Source organism: Xanthomonas sp. fls2-241-TYG-148 (genome assembly GCF_030208815.1).
Classification (GTDB): Bacteria; Pseudomonadota; Gammaproteobacteria; order Xanthomonadales; family Xanthomonadaceae; genus Xanthomonas; species Xanthomonas campestris.
The window spans coordinates 409,704-432,135 of the sequence record NZ_JARVTE010000001.1; the positions used below are offsets into that span (position 1 = coordinate 409,704).

Genomic DNA, 22,432 nt, shown 5'->3' on the forward strand with positions numbered 1-22,432 from the left:
ATGACTGACATCCAGTGGAGCGACGGCGCTCCCATCTATCGCCAACTCAAGGAACGTGTGATTGCCATGATGCTCGATGGAATCCTCAAGCCTGGCGACGCCCTGCCCTCGGTACGGCAAGTGGCGGCCGACTATCAATTGAACCCCATCACCGTTTCGCGCGCCTATCAGGAACTGGCCGACGAAAACCTGGTGGAGAAGCGCCGCGGCCTGGGCATGTTCATGACCCCGGAAGCCGCACAGAAATTGCGCGGAAGCGAACGCGAGCGCTTCCTCAATGAAGAATGGCCTGCGGTGCTGGAACGCATCCAGCGCCTGGGACTGACCATCGACGATCTGCTGCCACAGGGGAAAACACCATGACCGCCGTCTCCACCGACCACGTGGTCGACGCTCGTGGCCTGCGCAAGGCCTACAAGCACCGACTTGCGCTGGACAACACCAGCTTCACCATCGCCGCCGGCCGCATCATCGGGCTGATCGGCCCCAACGGCGCCGGCAAGACCACAGCGCTCAAGGCCGTGCTGGGCCTGACCGATTTCGACGGCGAGCTGCAGGTGCTGGGCATGGACCCGCGCACGCAGCGCAATGCGCTGATGAACGAGGTCTGCTTCATCGCCGATGTGGCGGTGTTGCCGCGCTGGCTGCGTGTCGGCGAGGCCATCGACTTCGTCGCCGGCGTGCACCCGCGCTTTGACCGCGCCAAGTGCGAGCGCTTTCTGGCCAACACCCAGCTCAATCGCAAATCGCGGGTGCGCGAACTCTCCAAGGGCATGATCGTGCAGCTGCACCTGGCCCTGGTGATGGCCATCGATGCGCGCATCCTGGTGTTGGACGAACCCACGCTGGGCCTAGACATCCTGTACCGCAAGCAGTTCTACCAGCGCCTGCTGGAAGACTACTTCGACGAGCAGAAGACCATCATCGTCACCACCCACCAGGTGGAAGAGATCGAGCACATCCTCACCGATGTGATGTTCATCCGCGATGGCCGCATCGTGCTCACGGCCGATATGGAACACGTCGCCGAGCGCTACACCGAAGTACTGGTCAATGCCGAGCACCTGGACAGCGCGCGCGCACTGGGCCCCATCGACGAGCGCAGCCTGCCGTTCGGCAAGACCGTGATGCTGTTCGACGGTGCGCCCAAGGAGCAACTGGCCCGCTTCGGTGAAACCCGCAATCCCGGCCTAGCCGATCTGTTTGTTGCTGTCATGAAGGGGACCTACGCATGAATGCAATGACCCACCAAGCATCTCCCGCACGCACGTTCACCTGGCTGCTCAAACGCGAGTACTGGGAGCACCGTGGCGGTTTCGTCTGGTCGCAGGTGATCACCGGCGGCATCGCGGTGTTCTTCGCGCTGCTGGGCGCGGTGATCGGCGCAGTCAGCGCGCGCGGCAACATGTCCGGCGACAGCATGAGGATGGACGACCTGGCCGAATACACCCGCACCCTGGGCCAGGTGGGCGACGGCCTGCTGCTGGGCGGCATCGGCATCGCCTCGGTCGTACTGGCCTTCGTGGTGTTCTTCTATGCGCTGGGCAGCCTCTACGATGACCGCCGCGATCGCAGCGTGCTGTTCTGGAAATCCTTGCCGGTGTCGGACACGCAGACAGTGCTGTCCAAGGCCGCATGGGCGTTGTTGCTGGCGCCGCTGATCGCGATTGCGATCGGCCTGGTGGTCGGCCTTGCCCTGTGGTTGATCGCCATCGGTGGCGCGTTGATCGCCGGCGTCCCCAGCCCGTGGGCCATGGCCACGCATTCGCATCCGTTCGCCCTGGTTGGACGGCTGTTGATGACCGTGCCGATGAGCCTGTTGTGGTCGCTGCCGACCGTGGGCTGGCTGATGTTCTGCTCGGCCTGGGCCACGTCCAAGCCGTTCCTTTGGGCGGTGCTGTTCCCGCTGCTGGCCTGCGTGATGCTGAGCATTCTCTCGGCCATGCCCGGTGTGTCGCTGCCGATCGGCTGGGTCTGGTACATCGTCGGCTACCGCGGCCTGCTCAGCGCCCTGCCCGGCACCTGGTCGCCGCGCGCGGTCAGCGGCACCCTGGACAGCAGTGCGATGCAGAACCCCAGCGATCTGGTGCAGTGGGTGTTGCAGCACACCGACAGCGCACGCGTCTACGGCAACCCGGACATCTGGATCGGTGCGGCCATCGGCGTTGCCCTGATCGCTGCCTCCATCTACCTGCGCCGCCGGCGCTCCGAAGCCTGAGGTCGCGCCATGCGCCTGCCACTGAGTCTGCTCCTGCTGCTTGGTCTGCCCGGCGCTGCCGTGGCCGAAGAGCAGTGCAAGTTTTCCGACCCGCGCAGCCTGGAGTTGCAGCTGTCCGGGATCAAGACGGTGTTGTTCGAGATCGCCTCCAATGACCTACGCCTGGAGGCGATCCCGGGCACCAGCGGGCGCGTGAGCGGGCGTGCCTGCGCTGCCCGGCCCGAGTTGTTGCGCAACCTCACCGTCACCCAGAAACGGGTGGGCAGCAAACTGGTGGTCACGCTGGAAGACGACCGCCCGCTGCGCATTTCCATTGGCGAAAGCTACGCCTATCTGGACCTGCGCGGCAGCGTGCCGAATACGCTGCTGGTGCAGTTCGATATCGGTTCCGGCGTTGCCGAGATCAGCGGCGCCGCAGCCGTCAGCGCCGACGTGGGCTCCGGCGACATGACCGTGCGCCGCACCAAGGGCCGCGTGACCGCCAAGGTGGGTTCGGGCGATATCGAACTGGAGGACGCGGGCGCCTTGCAGGTGCTGGCCGTGGGCTCTGGCGATATCAAGGCGCGCCAGATCCGTGGCGCGGCCGAGGTCGGCAAGATCGGCTCGGGCGACGTGAAGCTGCATGGCGTCGCCGGCAACGTGCAGGTCGGCAGCATTGGCTCGGGCGATCTCGAAGTCCGCGATGTACAAGGCAGCGTCAACATCGAATCGATCGCCTCCGGTGCCGCGGAGGTGCGCAACGTGCGGGGGGATCTGACGTTGGCGCATAAGGGCAGCGGCGATATCAACGCCAGCGATATCTCCGGCACCACGCGTGTGCCGGCCGACAACTGATCAACGTCCAACATGGGGAGACTGCAGATGAAAGTGCTTGCTTCGGCATTACTGATGGGGGCGTTGCTGGTGGGGTGCGGCGGGCACTCGGAAAACACGACCAGCGGCTCGGCGCAGGTCAACGGCAGCGGCGTGACGTTCGACAACAACAGCGTCACGCTCAACCGTAGCGGCTTGCCGGCAGCCAGGATCGGTGCAGACGGCAGCTTGCGCATCGCTGGCAAGCCAGTGGCGCTGAACGCTGCGCAGCAGCAGGCCATGCGCGGCTATTACGCGCAGTTACAGGCCGTGGCCAAGCAAGGCATCGAGATCGGCACCAAGGGCGCGGCGTTCGGTGCGCACGCGGCCGGCGAAGCGCTCAAGGGCGTACTGAGCGGCAACCCCGACCAGATCGGCGAGAAGATCGAAGCCGAGGCCGACACCTTCAAGCAACACGCACTGCAGATCTGCGACCGCCTGGTCGGCCTGCGCACGGCGCAGGATGCGGCCGCCAGCCTGATTCCGGCCTTTGCGCCCTACGCCAGCCTCACCCAGCACGACGTCGAGGATTGCCGTAAGTAACGCCACTGTGCAGGCATGCGCCGCCCCGGTCGATTGATCGGGGCGGCGTTGACGGACGCGGGATTACACTAGTGGTCTTCCCACGACCCACCGACCCCATGAACAAGTTCGTGATGCTCTGCATGGCGCTACTGCTGTGCACCCTGGCCGCCTGCGGTGACCAATCGTCCCGCCGCGCCGAACGTGGCAAGCCACGCGTCGCGGTGACCACCCAGTCGGTGATGATTCGCCGCCCACCCGCAGCCAACGCGGAGATCACCCCGGACGGCACGCTGAAGATCGACGATATCGCCCTGCCGCAGGCCGAGCCGACCCGGCTCAAGTTGCAGCTGCTGTTCGGTCACCTGCAGATGTTGCGCCAGCAGGCCATCGCCGATGCGGGCCCGGACCCCGAGTACAAGTCGATCAAGCTAACCGCAACGCCGGAAATCCAGCGCCTGAGTGGCGAATTGCTCAACGACATCCCGCCGCTGCAGCCGTATCGCGAAAGCTTCGGCAATGTGCAGGCCGAGCGGCACTGAGTCTGCATAACCGCGGCAATCCGTAGGAGCGCGCTTGCGCGCGATGAAGCGTTATCGATACCGCCCATCGCGCACAAGTGCGCTCCTACAACAGCTGAGTGCAATCAGCGCCTACGCCACCTGCGCAAAGCTAACCCGTCGCTGTAGCCGTATCGCGAAAATTCGGCAGCATGCAGACGGCGAAACATCGGGCACGCGTAATGCTGGGCGTTACCGCGAACCCGTAGGAGCGCGCTCGCGCGCGATGAAGCGTTATCGATAAAACCCATCGCGCACCAGTGCGCTCCTACAACAGCTGACTGCGGTCAGCCGCCACCACCGCCACCCGCCTGGATGCCACCGCGCGTCAGCGCCGCCGGATCCAGCAAACGGCGCAGCTCTGCCTCGCTCAGGCCGCTGTCTTCCTTGGCCACATCCAGCACCGGGCGCTGTTCCTTGTAGGCGCGCTTGGCGATCGCGGCAGCCTTTTCGTAGCCGATGATCGGGTTGAGCGCAGTCACCAGGATCGGGTTACGGTCCAGGGCCTCGCGCACGCGCTCCTGGCGCACCTTCAATCCGGCAATGGCGGTATCGGCGAGCAGGCGCGAGACGTTGCTGAGCAGGTTGATCGAATCCAGCAGGTTCGCGGCGATCAGCGGCAACGCCACGTTCAACTGAAAATTGCCGGTCTGCCCGGCCACCGTGATCGCGGTGTGGTGCCCGATGACCTGCGCGCACACCATCACGGTCGCCTCGGGAATCACCGGATTCACCTTGCCCGGCATGATCGAACTGCCTGGCTGCAGCGCCGGCAATTCGATCTCGCCCAGCCCTGCCAGCGGCCCGGCATTCATCCAGCGCAGGTCGTTGGCGATCTTGATCAAGGCCACCGCCAGCGCATTGAGCTGGCCCGACAATTCCACCGCATCATCCTGCGCCGCCAGGCCTTCGAACTTGTTCTCGGCACTCTCGAACTTGACGCTGCTCAGCGTGGACAAGGCCTTGGCCACCTTGCCGCCGAAGCGCGGATCGGCGTTGATGCCGGTGCCAATCGCAGTGCCGCCCAGCGGCAACCGGCGCAGCCGCTTCAGGCTGTCGTCGATGCGCTCCTGCGCGGAACTGAGCTGCGCAGACCACGCGCCGAACTCCTGGCCAAAGGTCAGCGGCATCGCATCCATCAGATGCGTGCGGCCGGTCTTGACGATCTTGTCCAGACTCTTGGCGCGTTTGTCGATGGTCTTGCGCAGGTGCTTGAGCGCCGGCTGCAGCTGCTCCTGCACCGCCAGCAATGCCGAGACGCGAATGGCGGTGGGCACCACGTCGTTGGAACTCTGCCCGAGATTGACGTGGTCATTGGGATGCACCGCGTCCTTTCCGGCGCGCGTGGCCAGCGTGGCAATCACCTCGTTGGCATTCATGTTCGACGACGTACCCGAGCCAGTCTGATACACATCGATCGGGAAATGCGCATCGTGCGTGCCCTGCGCCACCTGCAAGGCGGCTTCCTGCACCACCTTGGCCACCGATTTGGACAGCAGCCCGAGATCGGCATTGACCCCTGCGGCCGCGGCCTTGATCAACCCCAGCGCGCGAATGAAACCGCGCGGCATCGGCTGGCCGGAAATCGGGAAGTTCTGCACGGCGCGCTGGGTTTGCGCACCCCACAACGCATCGGCAGGCACCTGCAACTCGCCCATGCTGTCGTGTTCGATCCTGAAACTCTCGCTCATCTGCACTCTCCGCACATCGTTGATTGGTGGTGAAGGAAGGCTGGCAGCGGGGCGCACCCGGGCTGGCGACGCCATACGATACGCGCCCGCACCGTTGCCGCGATGTCATCGCAGCACTGCGGCTAGACTGTTGCCTGTGTTTGCTGGAGATCTTTCGCTGCCATGGGCGACGCGCCTGACTGTAGAACCCAACTGTTGATCGCGTGTTTCGCCAGGCCACACCGCCGCCCCAGCCTCGCAGACGTTACGCAGCGCGTTCCAGTCAACGCACGGCGTGGAGCACGCCATGTGGGCTAACGTCGGGCTGTTGCTGATCGCGCTCTTGCTGGTGCTGTTGAACGGGTTTTTTGTCGCCGCCGAATTTGCACTGGTCAAATTGCGGCATACCCAGGCGGTGGGTCTGGCCGAACACCACGGCTGGCGCGGGCGCCTGCTGCTGGGCGTGCATGCACACCTGGACGCGTATCTATCGGCCTGCCAGCTCGGGATCACGCTGGCCTCGCTTGGCCTGGGCTGGGTCGGCGAGCCGGCCTTCGCGCATCTGCTGCAGCCGGTGTTCGACACGCTGGGTCTATCGCCGGAAGCCGCACAGTTCACCGCGCTGGCGATCGCCTTCAGCCTGATCTCGTTTCTGCACATCGTGCTCGGCGAACTGGCGCCCAAATCGATGGCCATTCGCCGCCCGGAACGCATGTCGCTGTGGACGGCCGCACCGCTGTACGCGTTCTACTGGGTCATGTATCCGGCGATCTGGTTGCTCAACACCAGCGCCAACCGGCTGCTACGCGTGCTGGGCTGGGGCGAGGTGGAGCATCAATCGCATCGCTATTCGCGCGAGGAACTCAAGCTCATCGTGGGCCGCCAGGACCCCAACGCGGTCGCGCCCGATCACGGCATGGCACTGATGAGCCATGTACTGGAGCTGCCCGACCTGGTGGCTGGCGACCTGATGCGCCCACGTGAGCACCTGCGCAGCCTGCGGGAAGGCATGACGCTGCAGACGGTGCTGGCGGAATTCAGCACCTCGCGTTACAGCCGTTATCCCTGGTTCGACGCCGATGGCGAGCAGGTACTCGGCATCCTGCACACCAAGGACATCCTGGTGGCGATGGCGCGCGGCCAGACTCTTGATGCGCTGCGCCCCCTGCTGCGCCCGGCCACCGTGCTGGCGCTGGAAAGCCCGATCCCGCAGGCGCTGGAGCAGTTCCGCAGCGGCGCCACCCATCTGGCGCTGTGTGTGGACGAGCACGACCGCATCCTGGGGTTCTTCACCCTGGAGGACCTGCTGGAGGTGGTGGTGGGCGAGATCGAGGACGAGCACCGCCACGTGGTGCGCGACGCACCGGTGCGCGGCCAGGACGGCTCGCTGCTGGTGGCCGGCAGCACCTCGATCTTTCGCCTGGAGCGCCTGCTGGGCCGGGATCTCAGCGCGCCCGACCAGGTCAATTCGGTTGGCGGCCTGATCGTGCACCAGCTGCAGCGGCTGCCGGAAGAAGGCGAGACCCTGGAACTGGACGGGCACCTGCTCACGGTCCGGCGCATGGTCGGCCACCGCATCCAGGCGGTGACGGTGCGCCCGGTCGGCGAAGCCGGCGCCGGGGCGGCGTAGAATAGCCGCCCCGCCTGCTTCCCAGTGCCCTGCCCATGTCGGATTCCGCCCTGCTCGCCCTGTCCCCGCTCGATGGCCGCTACGCCTCCAAGGTGGACGCGCTGCGCCCGATCTTTTCCGAATACGGCCTGATCAAGGCACGGGTGAAAGTGGAGATCGAGTGGCTGCTGGCACTGGCCGCCGAGCCGGGTATCGCGGAACTGCCGGCCTTCTCGGCCGCCGCCACGCAGCGCTTGCGCGTCCTGGCCGAGCAGTTCAGCGTGACGCACGCCGCACGCGTCAAGGAGATCGAGCGCACCACCAACCATGACGTCAAGGCGGTGGAGTACTTCATCAAGGAACAGCTCAAGGACGACGCCGAGCTTGGCCCGGCGCTGGAATTCGTGCATTTCGCCTGCACCAGCGAAGACATCAACAACCTCAGCTATGGCCTGATGCTGGAGCAGGCGCGCCGCGAAGTGCTGCTGCCCACCCTGGACGGCGTCGCCGCCTCGCTGCGCACGCTTGCGCACGCTCAGGCCGCGCAGCCGATGCTCTCGCGCACGCATGGCCAGACCGCCTCCCCCACCACGCTCGGCAAGGAGATCGCCAACGTGGTGGTGCGGCTGGAGCGCCAGCGCAAGCAGATCGCCGCGGTCGAGCTGACCGGCAAGATCAATGGCGCGGTGGGCAACTACAACGCACACGTGGCGTCCTACCCGTCGGTTAACTGGCCGCAGTTCGCGCAGCGCTTTGTCGAAGGCTTGGGGCTGGTCTTCAATCCCTACACCACGCAGATCGAGCCGCACGACAACGTGGCCGAAATCGGCGATGCCACCCGCCGCGCCAACACCATCCTCATCGACCTGGCACGTGACATCTGGGGCTACATTTCGCTCGGCTATTTCAAGCAAAAGCTCAAAGAAGGCGAAGTCGGCTCCTCGACCATGCCGCACAAGGTCAACCCGATCGACTTCGAGAACGCCGAAGGCAATTTCGGCGTCGCCAATGCGCTGTTCGAGCATTTCAGCGCCAAGTTGCCGATCAGCCGCTGGCAGCGCGACCTCACCGACTCCACCGTGCTGCGCGCCCTCGGCACCGCGTTCGGCCATACCCAGGTGGCGCTCGACTCGCTGGCCAAGGGCCTGGGCAAGCTGACCGTCAATCCCGAGCGCCTGGATGCCGATCTGGATGCGGCCTGGGAAGTGCTGGCCGAGGCCGTGCAGACGGTGATGCGCCGCCATGGCCTGCCCAATCCCTACGAGCAACTCAAGGCACTGACCCGCGGCCAGGGGATCACCGCCGCCTCGATGCAGGCGTTTGTGGAAAGCCTGCAACTGCCCGAGGACGACAAGCAGCGCCTGCGTGCGTTGACGCCCGGCGGTTACACCGGCCTGGCCGAGCAACTGGCACGCGCCATCTGACGCGTCGGTCCGGCGTCAACAGCGCGCACGGGTGAGGCTGGTATGGTGCCGGTCTCATCGACCTGCCTCATCCATTGAAGGATCGACCATGCGCGCAGTCCGGATCAACGCTCCTCTGCTGTCCCTTGCCACCATTGCCCTGCTGAGCAGCTGCGGCGGCGATGGCCCCGCCGCGCAGGCGGTCTCGGCGGTGTCTTCGACGCTCACCGACCCGGCCAGCGGCGCCGATTGCAACGGCAAGGATCTGCGCTTGACCCGCGATGACACCGAATGGCTGATTCATGGCGCGTGCGCCTCGATCACCATCACCGCCTCGCGCGGCGCACTGAACGTCGATAAGGCGCGCGCGATCCGGCTGGAAGGCAGCAACTTCACTGTTCTCAACAAACAGCTCGGCGAGCTCAGCGTCACCGGCCAGAACAACACGTTGAACCTCACCAACGTCGACAGTGTGGACATCCAGGGCAATCAGAATCTGGTGCTGGCGCGCGAGGTCAAGCAGGTGCGCTTTTCCGGCAACGACAACACCGTCAACCCGTCCAGCAAGCCCGCGCTGGACGACCGTGGCCGTGGCAACAAGGTGATGTGAGGGCCGGCGGCGCTTGCGGATCCGGTTGCAGATCCGCTTGAAACCGCTCGACGCGTTCGCCACCATTGCGAAGCCGACCGCGCGTACTGCAGTGCCGCAACCGTCGATTCGCTCCTGCCTGCCACCGGCTTGCCTGATCGTGCGGCCTGCACACGCCACAACACACGCTCCGTCACGCACATTGCTGAAGGAGGGCCGCCCCGTGCATGCGGCGCAGGTGCACATCCGGCGCAAGCATCGGACAATAGGCGCCTTCGCGCGGCCAGACCGCGCCCGCGCACTCCCGTCTACACCTTGCAAGGATTTCCTCCATGGCTGCACGCAAAGCGACCCCTCCCGTCATCGAAGTCCATGCCCGTCCAGGGTTGCCGTTGGGCATGCCGGTCGAGCGCTTTCTGCGCACCTACTGGCACAAGCATCCGCTGCTGATCCGCAACGCGTTCCCGGATTTCCAGTCCCCGCTGCAGCCCGAAGACCTGGCCGGCCTGGCCTGCGAGGACGGCGTGCTGGCGCGGCTGATCAGCCATGACCGCGCCACCGACGACTGGACCGTGCGTACCGGCCCGTTCCAGGAAACCGACTTCCCCGGCCTGCCCGACCACGACTGGACCCTGCTGGTGCAGGACGTGGACAAGTGGGACGCCGACGTGCGTGCGCTGCTGGAGCAGTTCCGCTTCCTGCCGCGCTGGCGCATCGACGACATCATGATCAGCTTCGCCGCCACCGGCGGCTCGGTGGGCGCGCATGTCGACCATTACGACGTGTTCCTGCTGCAGGGCCTGGGCCATCGCCGCTGGCAGGTCGACGCACGCAGCTCGCAGGGCCGCAAGCCCACGCCGCTGGCGTTCCGCGACGATGTGGACATCAAGCTGCTACGCGAATTCAAGCCGACCCATGACTGGGTGCTGGGCCCGGGCGACATGCTGTACCTGCCGCCGCTGGTGCCGCACCACGGCGTGGCCGAGGACGCTTGCCTGACCTTCTCCATCGGCACCCGCGCGCCCTCCTCGGCCGAGCTGATCGGTGACTATCTGGATACCTTGATCGCCGATGCCGACGAGGCCGTGCGCTATCACGACGAAGACCTCAAGGTGCCGGCCGATCCATACGAGATCGATGTCACCGCGATGAACCGCGTGGTCGCCGCGCTCAACGCCTTGCGCATGAACGACCCGGACCGCCTGGGCGACTGGTTTGGCCGTTTCATGACCACCTACCGCGCCTCCGGCGACGTGGTGCCGGCACCGGAGCCGATCCCGCGCGAGGCCGTGGAGCAGGCCCTGGACGAAGGCGTGCTGCTGCATCGCCACCCGTGGTCGCGGTTGGCCTGGCGACGTGCCAAGCGCGGCGCCACCCTGTTCTGCAGCGGGCTGGAATTTGCGCTGTCGGTCAAGGACGCCAGCCGCCTGGCCGCCGCCGAGGAGATCGACGGGGCGCTGTACGGGCAGTTGTCCGTGCGTGGCCGCGAGGTGGTGCTCGAACTGCTGGCGCAGGGCCATTACCAGCGCGCGCATGAAGATCAGTACGAAGACCTCGACGACGACAACGATGCGCATACGCTGAGCCTGTCGGCCGACCACGCCGACGACGAAGACGCTGATCTGGATACGGACACCGACACCGCGCAGATCGATGCGGACGCCGACGTAGAAGCGGTCGCAGACGACGCAGACCAGCCGGATGCGCTCGAGGAAGCGGAAGACGAGGACGACATCGCCGACGCGGCCGCCGACACCGGCACGACACGCGACGCCACTGCCACGCAGGAAGACGACGACGCCAACCCGGCTGACGACGACGCGCTACACGACGACGAGGATCCGCAGCGCGCATGACCCCCGCCGGCCCGGCGCAGATCGTCACCCTGGACCCGGCCACGCAGGCCGGGACCTTGCGTGCGCTGCGTGCGGGCTGGGCGGCCAGCGCTACCGAGGACTCCTGGGATGCCCTCGACCCGCTCAGTCTGCATCTGGCCGCACGCGATGCGGAAGGCGAGCTGGTCGCCGCCGTCCGGCTCACGCCGGATCGGCGCATCGACCGCCTGGGCGTCCTGCCGGCCTGGCGCCGGCGTGGTCTGGCCACTCACCTGCTTGCCGCTGCCGTGGACAACGCCCACCAGCGCGGCTGGCCCAACGTGAGCACGCGCGTCAGCGCAGAAGCCGCCGCCCTGTTCGGCCGGCTCGGTTTCCTGCCTGTGCCTCCCGCTGCGCTCTCGACAACCGCAGAGGAGGTGCCAGCAGGCCAGGCGCTGTATCGCCGCCTGGACGGCCCGATGGCGGTCGAAACCCTGGCTGCGGCACACACCGCCACCACCGCCCTGCTCGGCACCGCGCGCCGGCAGGTGTTGATCTACACGCGCGCCCTGGACGTGGCGTTGTTCGATGCCCCGGCCGTGCTCGACGCGCTGCGTCGCTTTGCCACCGCTCGCCACGACAAGCGCGTGCACGTGCTGGTGCAGGAGCCCGCTGCAGCCAACGCCAGCGGCAGCGCACTGCTGCGGCTGGCGCAACGCCTGCCCAGCGTGTTCCGGTTCCGTGCGATTAGCGATCCGGTCGATACCAGCTATGCATCGGCCTACGTGATCGGAGACGACGCCTACTACTTTCGTCCAACAGGGCACCGCTTCGACGACGGCGAAACCTGGCTGACCGGCGCGGCGCGCAGCCGGCAACTGGAGCGCGAATTCGCGCAGATATGGGAGCGCAGCGCACTTTGGAACGAGCCGCGCGCGCTTGGCATCTGACGCCGCAGCGCCCCTTGCGCGTAGGCGTCTGGCCAATTGGTCTACCCCGCCGGTCAGCTCGCAGACGCCCCCTCACAAGCGCAAGGGGGTATAATTTTTCGAGATTTGAGATCGACCGATAGGGCAACTCGCCCTGCCGCTTCCGCACAATCATCCCCACAGCAGACCCGACTTACCATCGTGGATAATCTCCTAAAGCAGTTCGCGCAGTCATCGCAGCTCGCCGGCGGCAATGCCGCCTATATCGAGGATCTGTACGAGCAGTACCTCGTCGCCCCCGACAGTGTCGATCCGAAGTGGAAGGCGTATTTCGACGGCTTCAACGGTCGCGATGCTGGTGATGTGCCGCACTCGGCGGCAATTGCCCATATTCTCAGCGCCTCCAAACAGGCTGCCAATGCCGGTACCGGCGTGGGCGCCAGCGACGAGCGCGAGCGCAATGTCGGTCGTCTGATCACCGCCTATCGCTCGCGCGGCCATCTCGGCGCGCAGCTCGATCCGCTGGGCCTGACCCCGCCGGTCAACCCGCCCGACCTGGACCTGCCGTTCCATAGCCTCTCGCAGGCTGATCTGGACAGCGAGTTCAGCACCGGCGGTGTGGGCGGCCAGCCGCGGATGAAGCTGAAGGATCTGCTGGCGCGCCTGAAGGCGACCTACGCCAGCACGATCGGCGCCGAATTCATGCATATCCCCGAATTCGACCAGCGCCAGTGGATCTACAAGCGCCTGGAAGATGCCGGCGGCAAGATCGCTGCCGATGCGGCCAGCCGCAAGCGCACGCTGGAGCGGCTCACCGCCGCCGAAGGCCTGGAGCGCTACCTGCATACCAAGTACGTCGGCCAGAAGCGCTTCTCGCTGGAAGGCGGCGACGCACTGATCCCGATGATGGACACCATCATTCGCCAGTCCGGCAATGACCAGGTCAAGGACATCGTGATCGGCATGGCCCACCGCGGCCGCCTCAACGTGCTGGTCAATACGCTGGGCAAGAACCCGCGCAAGCTGTTCGACGAGTTCGAGGGCAAGTTCGAGCACGCCCACGACGACCGCGCGCACACCGGCGACGTCAAGTACCACATGGGCTTCTCGGCGGACATCGCGGTCGGCGACGACAAGCAGGTCCACCTGGCGCTGGCGTTCAACCCCTCGCACCTGGAAATCGTCGACCCGGTCGTGGTCGGCAGCGTGCGGTCGCGTCAGGAGCGTTTCGGTGATGCGGATCGCAAGACCGTGCTGCCGATCCTGATCCACGGCGACGCCGCGTTCGCCGGCCAGGGCGTGGTGATGGAGCTGTTCCAGATGTCGCAGGCGCGCGGTTTCGCGGTCGGCGGCACCGTGCATATCGTGGTGAACAACCAGATCGGCTTCACCACCAGCGCACGCGACGATGCCCGTTCCACGCTGTACTGCACCGACGTGGCCAAGATGATCGGCGCGCCGGTCTTCCACGTGAACGGCGACGACCCGGACGCGGTGATGTTCGTGTCCAAGCTGGCCTATGAATTCCGCCAGCAGTTCAAGAAGGACGTGGTCATCGACCTGGTCTGCTACCGCCGTTGGGGCCATAACGAGGCCGACGAGCCGGCCGCCACCCAGCCGGTGATGTACCAGACCATCCGCAAGCACAAGACCACCCGCGAGCTCTACGCCACCAAGCTGGAAAGCGATGGCGTGCTGAGCGCCGACGAGGCCAAGGCGCTGGTGGATGGCTACCGCAACAAGCTGGATTCGGGCGAATACACCACCGAATTGGCCAAGCGCAAGCCGGACGAATTCGCCATCGACTGGTCCAAGTATCTGGTCGGCACTGCGGCCGATCCGGTCGATACGCGCGTCAAGCGCGATGAGCTGGACCGTCTGGCCAAGCTGATCACCACCATCCCGGCCGGTGTGGAACTGCACGCCCGCGTGGCGAAGATCTACGAAGACCGCGTCAAGATGGCCGCCGGCAATCAGGCCGGTGACTGGGGCTTTGCCGAGAATCTGGCCTACGCGACCTTGCTGGCCGAAGGCCACAAGCTGCGCCTGGTCGGCCAGGATGCGGGCCGCGGTACGTTCTTCCACCGTCACGCGATCCTGCATGACCAGAAGACCGACAGCTATTACCTGCCGCTGCGCCAGCTGGTGGAAAACCCCGAAGACGCCACCATCATCGACTCGCTGCTGAGCGAAGAAGCGGTGATGGGCTTCGAGTACGGCTACTCCACCACCGACCCGAATGCGCTGTGCGTCTGGGAAGCGCAGTTCGGCGACTTCGCCAATGGCGCGCAGGTGGTGATCGACCAGTTCATCGCTGCCGGCGAGGCCAAGTGGGGCCGCATCGCGGGCCTGTCGCTGTTCCTGCCGCATGGCTACGAAGGCCAGGGCCCGGAGCACAGCTCCGCACGTCTTGAGCGTTTCCTGCAGCTGTGCGCGCTGGAGAACATGCTGGTGTGCGTGCCGACGACCCCGGCGCAGTGCTTCCACATGATCCGTCGCCAGATGCGCATGACCACCCGCAAGCCGCTGGTGGTGATGACCCCGAAGTCGTTGCTGCGCCACAAGCTTGCGGTGTCGACGCTGGAAGAACTGGCCGATGGGCAGTTCCAGCACCTGATCCCCGATGCCAAGGCCGACGCGAGCAAGGTCAAGCGCGTGGTGCTGTGCTCGGGCAAGGTCTATTACGACCTGCTTGAAGACCAGACCAAGCGTGGCCAGGACGACGTTGCCATCCTGCGTGTGGAGCAGCTGTACCCGTTCCCGCGTGCGCAGCTGGCTGCAGAACTCAAGCGCTTCGGCAATGCTGCCGACGTGGTGTGGTGTCAGGAAGAGCCGCAGAACCAGGGTGCGTGGTACCAGATCCGCCATCACCTGAATTTCTGCCTGGCCAGCGGTCAGAGCCTGCACTACGCCGGCCGTGCCCGTTCGCCCTCGCCTGCTGCCGGCCACATGGCCGACCACATCGCCGAACAGCAGAAGCTGGTCGCCGATGCGCTGCTCAATCCGTTCAACGACCAAGTCGCTGAATAACTCCTCTTCCCCAAAGAACGAAAACCCTAGGACGCTCCCCGAATGGCCACCGAAGTCAAAGTTCCGGTACTGCCCGAATCCGTTTCCGACGCCACCATCGCCAGCTGGCACAAGAAGGCCGGTGAAGCGGTCAAGCGCGACGAGAATCTGGTCGATCTGGAAACCGACAAGGTCGTGTTGGAAGTTCCTTCGCCGGTCGACGGCGTACTGAAGGAAATCAAGTTCGAAGCCGGCAGCACGGTCACCAGCAACCAGATCCTGGCGATCATCGAAGAAGGCGCCGTGGCCGCGGCCGCACCGGCCGAAGAGAAGAAGGCCGATGCCCCGGCTGCCGCCGCTGCGCCTGCTGCTGCACCGGCACCGGCTGCCGCTGCCGCTGCCGCGCCGGTTGCATCGAAGTCGTCTGCTGACAGCCTTCCGCCGGGTGCGCGTTTTTCCGCCATCACCCAGGGCGTGGATCCGTCGCAGGTCGACGGCACCGGCCGTCGTGGCGCGGTGACCAAGGAAGATATCGTCAACTTCGCCAAGGCCGGCGGCGTGGGCAAGGCGTCTGGCGCCCGTCCGGAAGAGCGCGTGGCGATGACCCGTGTGCGCAAGACGATCGCCAAGCGCCTGATGGAGTCCAAGAATTCCACCGCGATGCTGACCACCTTCAACGAGGTCAACCTCGCCAAGGTGTCGGCCGCGCGCAAGGAACTGCAGGACGAATTCCAGAAGGCGCACGGCATCAAGCTCGGTTTCATGAGCTTCTTCGTCAAGGCCGCGGCCAACGCACTGCAGCGCTTCCCGCTGGTCAATGCCTCGATCGACGGCGACGACATCATCTATCACGGCTACAGCGACATCTCGATCGCCGTCTCCACCGAGAAGGGTCTGGTGACGCCGGTGCTGCGTAACGTCGAGCGCCAGTCGTTCGCCGAAGTCGAACAGGGCATCGCCGACTACGCCGCCAAGGCACGCGCCGGCAAGCTGGGCCTGGACGACCTGCAGGGTGGCACCTTCACCATCACCAATGGCGGCACCTTCGGCTCGCTGTTGTCGACCCCGATCATCAACCCGCCGCAGAGCGCCATCCTGGGCATGCACGCGATCAAGGAACGTCCGATCGCCGAGAACGGCCAGGTCGTGATCGCGCCGATGATGTACCTGGCGCTGTCCTACGACCACCGCATCATCGACGGCAAGGATTCGGTGCAGTTCCTGGTCGACATCAAGAATCAGCTGGAAAACCCGGGCCGGATGCTGTTTGGCCTCTAAGAGCCGGGAATCGGGAATGGAGATTCGGGAATGGGACAAGCGCCCATCGACCGCTCCATTCCCGCCTGGACCTGGATGGGACGCGACAGGCGCGTGCGCTGTTGCGATTCCCCATTCCCTACTCCCCATTCCCGTGAGCAAATGAAATGAGCGAACAATTCGACGTCGTCGTCATCGGTGCCGGCCCGGCCGGTTATCACGCTGCGATTCGTGCAGCGCAGCTCGGCATGAAGGTCGCCTGCATCGACGCAGCCATCGGCAAGGACGGCAAGCCCGCCCTGGGCGGTACCTGCCTGCGCGTGGGCTGCATCCCGTCCAAGGCGCTGCTGGATTCCTCGCGCCAGTTCTGGAACATGGGCCACCTGTTCGGCGACCACGGCATCAGCTTCAACGACGCCAAGATGGACGTGCCCACCATGATCGGCCGCAAGGACAAGATCGTGAAGCAGTTCACCGGCGGCATCGCCATGCTGTTCAAGGCGAACAAGATCACCCCGTACTACGGCTTCGGCCAGCTGCTGCCGGGCAACATCGTCAAGGTCGCCCAGCACGAAGGCGGCGAGATCGAGCTCAAGGGCACCAACGTGATCCTGGCGGCCGGTTCGGAATCGATCGAACTGCCGTTCGCCAAGTTCGACGGCGACACCATCGTCGATAATGTCGGCGGCCTGGACTTCACCGCGGTGCCCAAGCGCATGGCAGTGATCGGTGCCGGCGTCATTGGCCTGGAACTGGGCAGCGTGTGGAAGCGTCTGGGCGCCGAGGTCACCATCCTCGAAGCGCTGCCGGATTTCCTGGCGCTGGCCGATGCAGAAGTGGCCAAGACCGCGCTGAAGGAATTCAAGAAGCAGGGCCTGGACATCAAGCTGGGCGCCAAGGTCAGCAAGACCGAGATCACCGGCAGCGGCGACGCCAAGCAGGTGGTGCTCAGCTACACCGACGCTGCCGGCGAGCAGACCCTGACCGTGGACAAGTTGCTGGTGGCCGTGGGCCGCAAGGCCGCGACCAAGAACCTGCTGGCCGAAGGCACCGGCGTCAAGGTGACCGAGCGTGGCCAGATCGAGGTCGATGGCCATTGCCACACCGGCGTCGACGGCGTGTGGGCGATCGGCGACTGCGTGCGCGGCCCGATGCTGGCGCACAAGGGCTTCGAGGAAGGCATCGCAGTGGCCGAGCTGATCGCCGGCCTGCCCGGCCACGTCAACTTCGACACCATTCCGTGGGTCATCTACACCGAGCCGGAAATTGCCTGGGTCGGCAAGACCGAGCAGCAGCTCAAGGCCGAAGGCGTTGCCTACAAGGCCGGCAGCTTCCCGTTCGCGGCGATCGGCCGTGCGGTGGCCATGGGCGAGCCGGCCGGCTTCGTCAAGGTGATCGCCGATGCCGAAACCGACCGCGTGCTGGGGATGCACCTGGTGGGCGTCGGTGTCTCGGAGCTGGTGCACGAAGGTGTGCTGACGATGGAGTTCAGCGGCTCGGCCGACGATCTGGCACGCATCTGCCATGCGCACCCGACCCTGTCCGAAGCGATCCACGATGCCGCCATGGCGGTGAGCAAGCGCGCCATTCATAAGGCTAATTAAGCCGGGAATCGGGAGTGGGGAATTGGGAATCGTAAGAGTGTTCCCATCACTTCGCTCTTCATGCTGACGCCGGACCTAGGTCCGGCGTCATGCGTTCCGGCTTTTGTTTTTGCTTTTACCCATTCCCAATTCCCTACTCCCGATTCTCATCCCATGAAAAGCATCTGCGTCTACTGTGGTTCCAATGCCGGCAACAAGCCTGCCTATGCCGAGCGCGCCATCGCGCTGGGTGAGCGCATCGCCAAACAGGGGCTGCGCCTGGTGTATGGCGGTGGCAATGTCGGGCTGATGGGCACGGTGGCCAACGCGGTGCTGGCCGCAGGTGGCGAAGTGACCGGCGTGATTCCGCAGCAGCTCGCCGATTGGGAAGTGGCGCATCGCGGGCTGACCACACTGGAAATTGTCGGCTCCATGCATGAGCGCAAGATGCGCATGTTCGAGCTGTCGGATGCGTTCGTCGCCCTGCCCGGTGGCTTCGGCACCATGGAGGAGATCTTCGAGATGCTGACCTGGCGGCAGCTGGGCATCGGCAACAAGCCCTGCGCGTTCCTGGACATCGAAGGCTTCTACGCGCCGCTGATCGGCATGATCGATCGCATGGTCGAGGAACGCTTCCTGCATCCGGATCAGCGCAGCGACCTGTGGTACGGCGCCGACATCGAGCAGATGCTGGAGTGGATGCAGCACTACACGCCGGCACAGGCGTCGAAGTGGATCGACGAGAAGCGCCGCTCCACCCTGGTGTGATTGTCACGGCGGCAGCAACAGTCGCTGCGGACCAGCGCAGCGGCTTGTAGTACGGCGAGAACCCCGCGCAGATGCTGTAGTGATCTAGCACCACGCTGATCAGTGACCATGCGGATAGCGCGCTGCACATCCGCGCCGCAACATCTTGGCGCCGGCACCTGTCCGCACAGAGACGCACGCCCGGCCGCGCACGACCAGCTCGCATAGAATGCACGCGATGCCAGATACCCTCGCCGCCGATACGCACCACAGCCTGGAGATCAAGCACAGTCGCTTCGTCGCACAGGCCTGCGCGCTGACATCGCCCGAGCAGGTACTGGAGCAGGTGCGGCGCTTTGCGGTCTTGGATGCCACGCACAATTGCTGGGCCTACCGCTACGGGCAGGAATACCGCTCCAGCGACGACGGCGAACCCAGCGGCACCGCTGGCCGGCCGATCCTGGCTGCGATCGATGGCCAGGGCTACGACCGCGTCGTGGTGGTGGTGACGCGCTGGTATGGCGGCATCAAGCTCGGCGCTGGCGGCCTGGTGCGCGCGTACGGCGGTACGGCTGCCGAATGCCTGCGGCTGGCCACACGCCGGCCACTGGTGGCGATGTCGCTGCTGGCCCTGCGCTGCCCGTTCGACGACCTGGGCGTGGTCCACGCCGCGCTATCGACCTTCCACGCCGACAAGCTGGACGAGCAATTCGACGCCGAGGGCGCCGCATTGCGCGTGCAAGTGGCCGCGGATCAGCTCGCCGGCTTGAAAACCCGCCTGTGCGACGCCACTCGCAACAGGGTCCATCTCTCAACACCGGAAGCCGCATGAGCCAGCCCCCCGCCAAGCCTGCCCCGCTCCGCAAGCTTGGCAACCTGCGCACCCTGTGGCCCTTCGTGCAGCGCCAGCGCGGCCTGTTCGCGGCCTGGCTGGTCGCATTGGCGGTCTCCTCGGCGGCCACGCTGAGCCTGCCGGCTGCGGTCAAGCGCATGATCGACCACGGCTTCTCCGGCGGAACGCAGATCAACCAGGCCTTCGCGCTTCTATTCGCGGTGGCGGTGGTGCTGGCGCTGGCCACGGCGGCGCGCTTTTATTTCGTGGCGCTGCTGGGCGAAAAAGTGGTCGCCGACCTGCGCGGCCGCCTGTATGCCCATCTGATTGGCCTGGATGCCGGCTTCCACGATCGCAGCCGCAGCGGCGAGCTGGTGTCACGCCTGTCGGCCGACAGCGAACTGCTGCGCGGGGTGGTCGGCACCACCATGTCGGTGGCCTTGCGCAGTTCGGTCACGGTGATCGGTAGCCTGGTGATGCTGTTTGTCACCAGCCCGCGGCTGGCCGGCTTCACCTTGATCGGCATTCCGCTGGCGGTGCTGCCGATCGTGCTCGGCGCGCGCCGCCTGCAGAAGATCTCGCGGGCCAGCCAGGACCGCGTGGCCGACGCCAACACGCTTGCCGCCGAAACGCTGGGAGCGGTGCGCACGGTGCAGGCACATGCGCGCGAGGGCTACGAGAGCAACCGCTTCAGCCAGGCCTTGCAGGCAGCCATCGGGACCGCGCGCGTACGCATCCGCACCCAGGCCACCGTCACCGCAGTGGCGATCATGCTGATCTTCGGGGCCATCGTCGCGGTGCTGTGGTTGGGCGCGCACGATGTCATCGCCGGGCAGATGACGCCGGGCACGCTGGGCCAGTTCGTGCTGTATGCATTGATTGGCGGTGGTTCGGTGGGTGCGCTGGCCGAAGTGTGGAACGAGCTGCAACGCGCAGCCGGTGGCATGGGGCGGATCGGCGAGCTGCTCGACGAGCAGTCGGCAATTGTTGCGCCTGCGACCCCACAGCCGTTGCCGGTGCCGGTGCGCGGCGCGATCCATTTCGACCAGGTGGTCTTCCACTACCCGCAGCGCCCGGACATGCCGGCGCTGGATGGCTTCGACCTGCATGTGCAGCCGGGCGAAACCGTCGCGCTGGTCGGCCCCTCCGGCGCCGGCAAGAGCACGGTGCTGGCGATGCTGTTGCGCTTCCACGACCCGCTGAGCGGCAGCGTGCGGATCGATGAGGTGGATCTGCGCCAGACCGATCCAGTGCTGCTGCGCGAGCAGATCGCACTGGTGCCGCAGCAGCCGACCTTGTTCGCCGCCAGCGCTGCCGACAACATCCGGTATGGCCGCCTGGACGCCAGCGACGCGCAGGTGGAAGCCGCCGCCACGGCTGCCGAGGCCGACATCTTCTTGCGCGCATTGCCGCAGGGCTACGCCAGCGAACTGGGCGAGCGCGGCACGCGCCTGTCCGGCGGCCAGCAGCAGCGCGTGGCAATCGCACGGGCGCTGCTCAAGGACGCCCCGATCCTGTTGCTGGACGAGGCCACGAGCGCGCTGGATGCACAAAGCGAGCGCGCCGTGCAGCAGGCGCTGGACCGCTTGATGCAGGGCCGCACCACGCTGGTCATCGCGCATCGCCTGGCAACCGTGCTCAAGGCCGATCGCATTGTGGTGATGGACGCCGGCCGCATCGTGGCGCAAGGCACGCATGCGCAACTGGTGGCCGAAGGCGGGCTGTACGCGGAGTTGGCGAAGCTGCAGTTCATCGATCAGTGACCGCCACACGCTCGCCGACCGCTGCAATCACGCGGCACGCGCATACGGGCACCTCGTCATGCACGCCCGTACGCGCTGAGGCCAGGCGCTGACCCATGCCCCGCCCCAGAACCACCATCCGCCAACTCAGTTATTTCGTCGCGCTGGCAGACACCGGCAGCTTCACCCGTGCCGCCGAGCAGATGGGTGTTTCGCAACCCTCGCTGTCGCAGCAGATCCGCGGGTTGGAAACCATCATCGGCGCGCCGCTGTTCGAACGCGGCGGGCCGGCGATCCTCACCCCATTGGGGCGCGAACTGCTGGCGCGTGCACGCAGCATCCTGCTCGATCTGGCCGACCTGGAAGACGTGCGCGCCACCTCGGCGGATTCGCTGATCGGCACCATCCGGCTCGGCGTGTCGCCCACGCTGGGCGCGTACCTGATGCCCAGCCTGGTGGCGCGGCTGCACCGTGAGCATCCGGCGCTGCGCGTGCATGTGCGCGAAGGATTGCCAACAGTGCTGGCCAGCGACCTGGCCACTGGCGTGCACGACGTGATCCTGGCGCAGTTGCCGGTGGCCGGGCGCGGCTTGCATAGCGAACGCCTGTTCCGCGAACCGCTGCACGTGACCATGGCTGCCGACCATCCGCTGCGAACCAAGGCCTGCATCACTCCCGCCGATCTGCGCGGCGCCAGCTTGCTGACCCTGATGCCGGAATATCGCCTGGCCGAGCAGGTGGCCGCGATTGCGGCGGAAGTCGGCGCCAACGTGCTGCGCGATTACGAAGGCACCAGTCTGGATGCGATCCGGCAGATGGCCGGCATGGGCATGGGCCTGGCGCTGCTGCCGGATCTGTACGTGCGCCAGGAGATCCGCGAAGGCGACGATGTGGTGGTGCGGCCGGTCAAGGGTGGGCGCTATTACCGCGACATCGGCCTGCTCTGGCGACAAGGTGCCGGCCGTGCGCCGGCGTTCGGGCTTATCGCCGATTTACTGCGCGCCGCCGCCGCATAGGAAAATCCTATGCGGCAAATAAGCTCGCCGACCTTGTTCGTAAGCACGAACTCGTCAATGCTGCACTGAACTCATCAGCG

At 65.9% G+C, this 22,432-nt stretch carries 19 protein-coding genes; 18 read left to right on the forward strand and 1 reads right to left on the reverse strand.

What is annotated here, in order from left to right:
- The 6 genes from QRM60_RS01760 (at position 1) to QRM60_RS01785 (ending at position 4,134) form a co-directional block, all read left to right on the forward strand.
- Positions 1-363: a GntR family transcriptional regulator gene (locus QRM60_RS01760; RefSeq protein ID WP_011036686.1), complete on the forward strand. Its 363-nt coding sequence runs from the start codon at positions 1-3 to the stop codon at positions 361-363.
- Positions 360-1,235 carry an ABC transporter ATP-binding protein gene (locus QRM60_RS01765; RefSeq protein WP_011036685.1) on the forward strand — a complete coding sequence of 292 codons (876 nt, stop codon included), beginning with the start codon at positions 360-362 and terminating at the stop codon, positions 1,233-1,235. The genes QRM60_RS01760 and QRM60_RS01765 overlap by 4 nt, the downstream gene beginning before the upstream one ends.
- Positions 1,232-2,218: an ABC transporter permease gene (locus tag QRM60_RS01770; RefSeq protein WP_011036684.1), complete on the forward strand. Its 987-nt coding sequence runs from the start codon at positions 1,232-1,234 to the stop codon at positions 2,216-2,218. Before QRM60_RS01765 ends, QRM60_RS01770 begins: the two co-directional genes overlap by 4 nt.
- Before the next feature lie 9 nt (positions 2,219-2,227).
- Positions 2,228-3,052 (forward strand): DUF2807 domain-containing protein, encoded by an 825-nt coding sequence (locus QRM60_RS01775; RefSeq protein ID WP_115555745.1) that lies wholly within the window; start codon positions 2,228-2,230, stop codon positions 3,050-3,052.
- 27 nt (positions 3,053-3,079) lie between these two features.
- Positions 3,080-3,613, forward strand: coding sequence for a DUF2884 family protein (locus tag QRM60_RS01780; protein ID WP_076055757.1), 534 nt, complete (start codon positions 3,080-3,082; stop codon positions 3,611-3,613).
- A 98-nt stretch (positions 3,614-3,711) separates the two neighbouring features.
- The gene (locus QRM60_RS01785) at positions 3,712-4,134 is read left to right on the forward strand and encodes a hypothetical protein (RefSeq protein WP_119959883.1); all 423 of its coding nucleotides are present in this window, start codon (positions 3,712-3,714) and stop codon (positions 4,132-4,134) included.
- A gap of 305 nt (positions 4,135-4,439) precedes the next feature.
- Here the strand turns inward: QRM60_RS01785 and QRM60_RS01790 are convergent, their stop codons facing one another.
- The gene (locus QRM60_RS01790; protein WP_076055761.1) at positions 4,440-5,843 is read right to left on the reverse strand and encodes a class II fumarate hydratase; all 1,404 of its coding nucleotides are present in this window, start codon (positions 5,841-5,843) and stop codon (positions 4,440-4,442) included.
- Positions 5,844-6,129: 286 nt separating this feature from the next.
- Between QRM60_RS01790 and QRM60_RS01795 the strand changes: the two genes are divergently transcribed.
- The 12 genes from QRM60_RS01795 (at position 6,130) to QRM60_RS01850 (ending at position 22,352) form a co-directional block, all read left to right on the forward strand.
- A complete protein-coding gene (locus tag QRM60_RS01795; protein WP_285445447.1) occupies positions 6,130-7,452 on the forward strand; it encodes a hemolysin family protein in 1,323 nt (440 codons plus the stop codon).
- 35 nt (positions 7,453-7,487) lie between these two features.
- A complete protein-coding gene (purB, locus tag QRM60_RS01800) occupies positions 7,488-8,855 on the forward strand; it encodes an adenylosuccinate lyase (protein ID WP_285445448.1) in 1,368 nt (455 codons plus the stop codon).
- A gap of 88 nt (positions 8,856-8,943) precedes the next feature.
- Positions 8,944-9,444 (forward strand): DUF3060 domain-containing protein, encoded by a 501-nt coding sequence (locus QRM60_RS01805; protein WP_285445449.1) that lies wholly within the window; start codon positions 8,944-8,946, stop codon positions 9,442-9,444.
- Between the two features lie 311 nt (positions 9,445-9,755).
- Entirely contained in the window at positions 9,756-11,279 is a 1,524-nt protein-coding gene (locus QRM60_RS01810; RefSeq protein WP_285445450.1) for a cupin domain-containing protein, read from the forward strand.
- Entirely contained in the window at positions 11,276-12,187 is a 912-nt protein-coding gene (locus QRM60_RS01815; protein ID WP_115572796.1) for a GNAT family N-acetyltransferase, read from the forward strand. The genes QRM60_RS01810 and QRM60_RS01815 overlap by 4 nt, the downstream gene beginning before the upstream one ends.
- 105 nt (positions 12,188-12,292) lie before the next feature.
- Positions 12,293-15,196: a 2-oxoglutarate dehydrogenase E1 component gene (locus QRM60_RS01820; protein WP_181921467.1), complete on the forward strand. Its 2,904-nt coding sequence runs from the start codon at positions 12,293-12,295 to the stop codon at positions 15,194-15,196.
- A 42-nt stretch (positions 15,197-15,238) separates the two neighbouring features.
- Positions 15,239-16,453 (forward strand): dihydrolipoyllysine-residue succinyltransferase, encoded by a 1,215-nt coding sequence (sucB, locus tag QRM60_RS01825; protein WP_070692816.1) that lies wholly within the window; start codon positions 15,239-15,241, stop codon positions 16,451-16,453.
- 146 nt (positions 16,454-16,599) lie between these two features.
- Entirely contained in the window at positions 16,600-18,036 is a 1,437-nt protein-coding gene (gene lpdA, locus QRM60_RS01830; RefSeq protein WP_115555738.1) for a dihydrolipoyl dehydrogenase, read from the forward strand.
- A gap of 153 nt (positions 18,037-18,189) precedes the next feature.
- On the forward strand, positions 18,190-18,783 hold the full coding sequence (locus QRM60_RS01835) for a TIGR00730 family Rossman fold protein (protein ID WP_161962629.1): 594 nt from the start codon (positions 18,190-18,192) through the stop codon (positions 18,781-18,783).
- A 208-nt stretch (positions 18,784-18,991) separates the two neighbouring features.
- On the forward strand, positions 18,992-19,594 hold the full coding sequence (locus QRM60_RS01840; protein WP_285445451.1) for a YigZ family protein: 603 nt from the start codon (positions 18,992-18,994) through the stop codon (positions 19,592-19,594).
- On the forward strand, positions 19,591-21,357 hold the full coding sequence (locus QRM60_RS01845; protein WP_076055776.1) for an ABC transporter transmembrane domain-containing protein: 1,767 nt from the start codon (positions 19,591-19,593) through the stop codon (positions 21,355-21,357). Before QRM60_RS01840 ends, QRM60_RS01845 begins: the two co-directional genes overlap by 4 nt.
- A 95-nt stretch (positions 21,358-21,452) precedes the next feature.
- Positions 21,453-22,352, forward strand: coding sequence for a hydrogen peroxide-inducible genes activator (locus QRM60_RS01850; RefSeq protein ID WP_115004321.1), 900 nt, complete (start codon positions 21,453-21,455; stop codon positions 22,350-22,352).
- Positions 22,353-22,432 lie beyond the last annotated feature (80 nt).

Coding starts and splice junctions, on each gene's coding strand:
- QRM60_RS01760 (WP_011036686.1), top strand. CDS start 1: ATGACTGACATCCAGTGGAGCGACGGCGCTCCCATCTATCGCCAACTC.
- QRM60_RS01765 (WP_011036685.1), top strand. CDS start 360: ATGACCGCCGTCTCCACCGACCACGTGGTCGACGCTCGTGGCCTGCGC.
- QRM60_RS01770 (WP_011036684.1), top strand. CDS start 1,232: ATGAATGCAATGACCCACCAAGCATCTCCCGCACGCACGTTCACCTGG.
- QRM60_RS01775 (WP_115555745.1), top strand. CDS start 2,228: ATGCGCCTGCCACTGAGTCTGCTCCTGCTGCTTGGTCTGCCCGGCGCT.
- QRM60_RS01780 (WP_076055757.1), top strand. CDS start 3,080: ATGAAAGTGCTTGCTTCGGCATTACTGATGGGGGCGTTGCTGGTGGGG.
- QRM60_RS01785 (WP_119959883.1), top strand. CDS start 3,712: ATGAACAAGTTCGTGATGCTCTGCATGGCGCTACTGCTGTGCACCCTG.
- QRM60_RS01790 (WP_076055761.1), bottom strand. CDS start 5,843: ATGAGCGAGAGTTTCAGGATCGAACACGACAGCATGGGCGAGTTGCAG.
- QRM60_RS01795 (WP_285445447.1), top strand. CDS start 6,130: ATGTGGGCTAACGTCGGGCTGTTGCTGATCGCGCTCTTGCTGGTGCTG.
- purB (WP_285445448.1), top strand. CDS start 7,488: ATGTCGGATTCCGCCCTGCTCGCCCTGTCCCCGCTCGATGGCCGCTAC.
- QRM60_RS01805 (WP_285445449.1), top strand. CDS start 8,944: ATGCGCGCAGTCCGGATCAACGCTCCTCTGCTGTCCCTTGCCACCATT.
- QRM60_RS01810 (WP_285445450.1), top strand. CDS start 9,756: ATGGCTGCACGCAAAGCGACCCCTCCCGTCATCGAAGTCCATGCCCGT.
- QRM60_RS01815 (WP_115572796.1), top strand. CDS start 11,276: ATGACCCCCGCCGGCCCGGCGCAGATCGTCACCCTGGACCCGGCCACG.
- sucB (WP_070692816.1), top strand. CDS start 15,239: ATGGCCACCGAAGTCAAAGTTCCGGTACTGCCCGAATCCGTTTCCGAC.
- lpdA (WP_115555738.1), top strand. CDS start 16,600: ATGAGCGAACAATTCGACGTCGTCGTCATCGGTGCCGGCCCGGCCGGT.
- QRM60_RS01835 (WP_161962629.1), top strand. CDS start 18,190: ATGAAAAGCATCTGCGTCTACTGTGGTTCCAATGCCGGCAACAAGCCT.
- QRM60_RS01840 (WP_285445451.1), top strand. CDS start 18,992: ATGCACGCGATGCCAGATACCCTCGCCGCCGATACGCACCACAGCCTG.
- QRM60_RS01845 (WP_076055776.1), top strand. CDS start 19,591: ATGAGCCAGCCCCCCGCCAAGCCTGCCCCGCTCCGCAAGCTTGGCAAC.
- QRM60_RS01850 (WP_115004321.1), top strand. CDS start 21,453: ATGCCCCGCCCCAGAACCACCATCCGCCAACTCAGTTATTTCGTCGCG.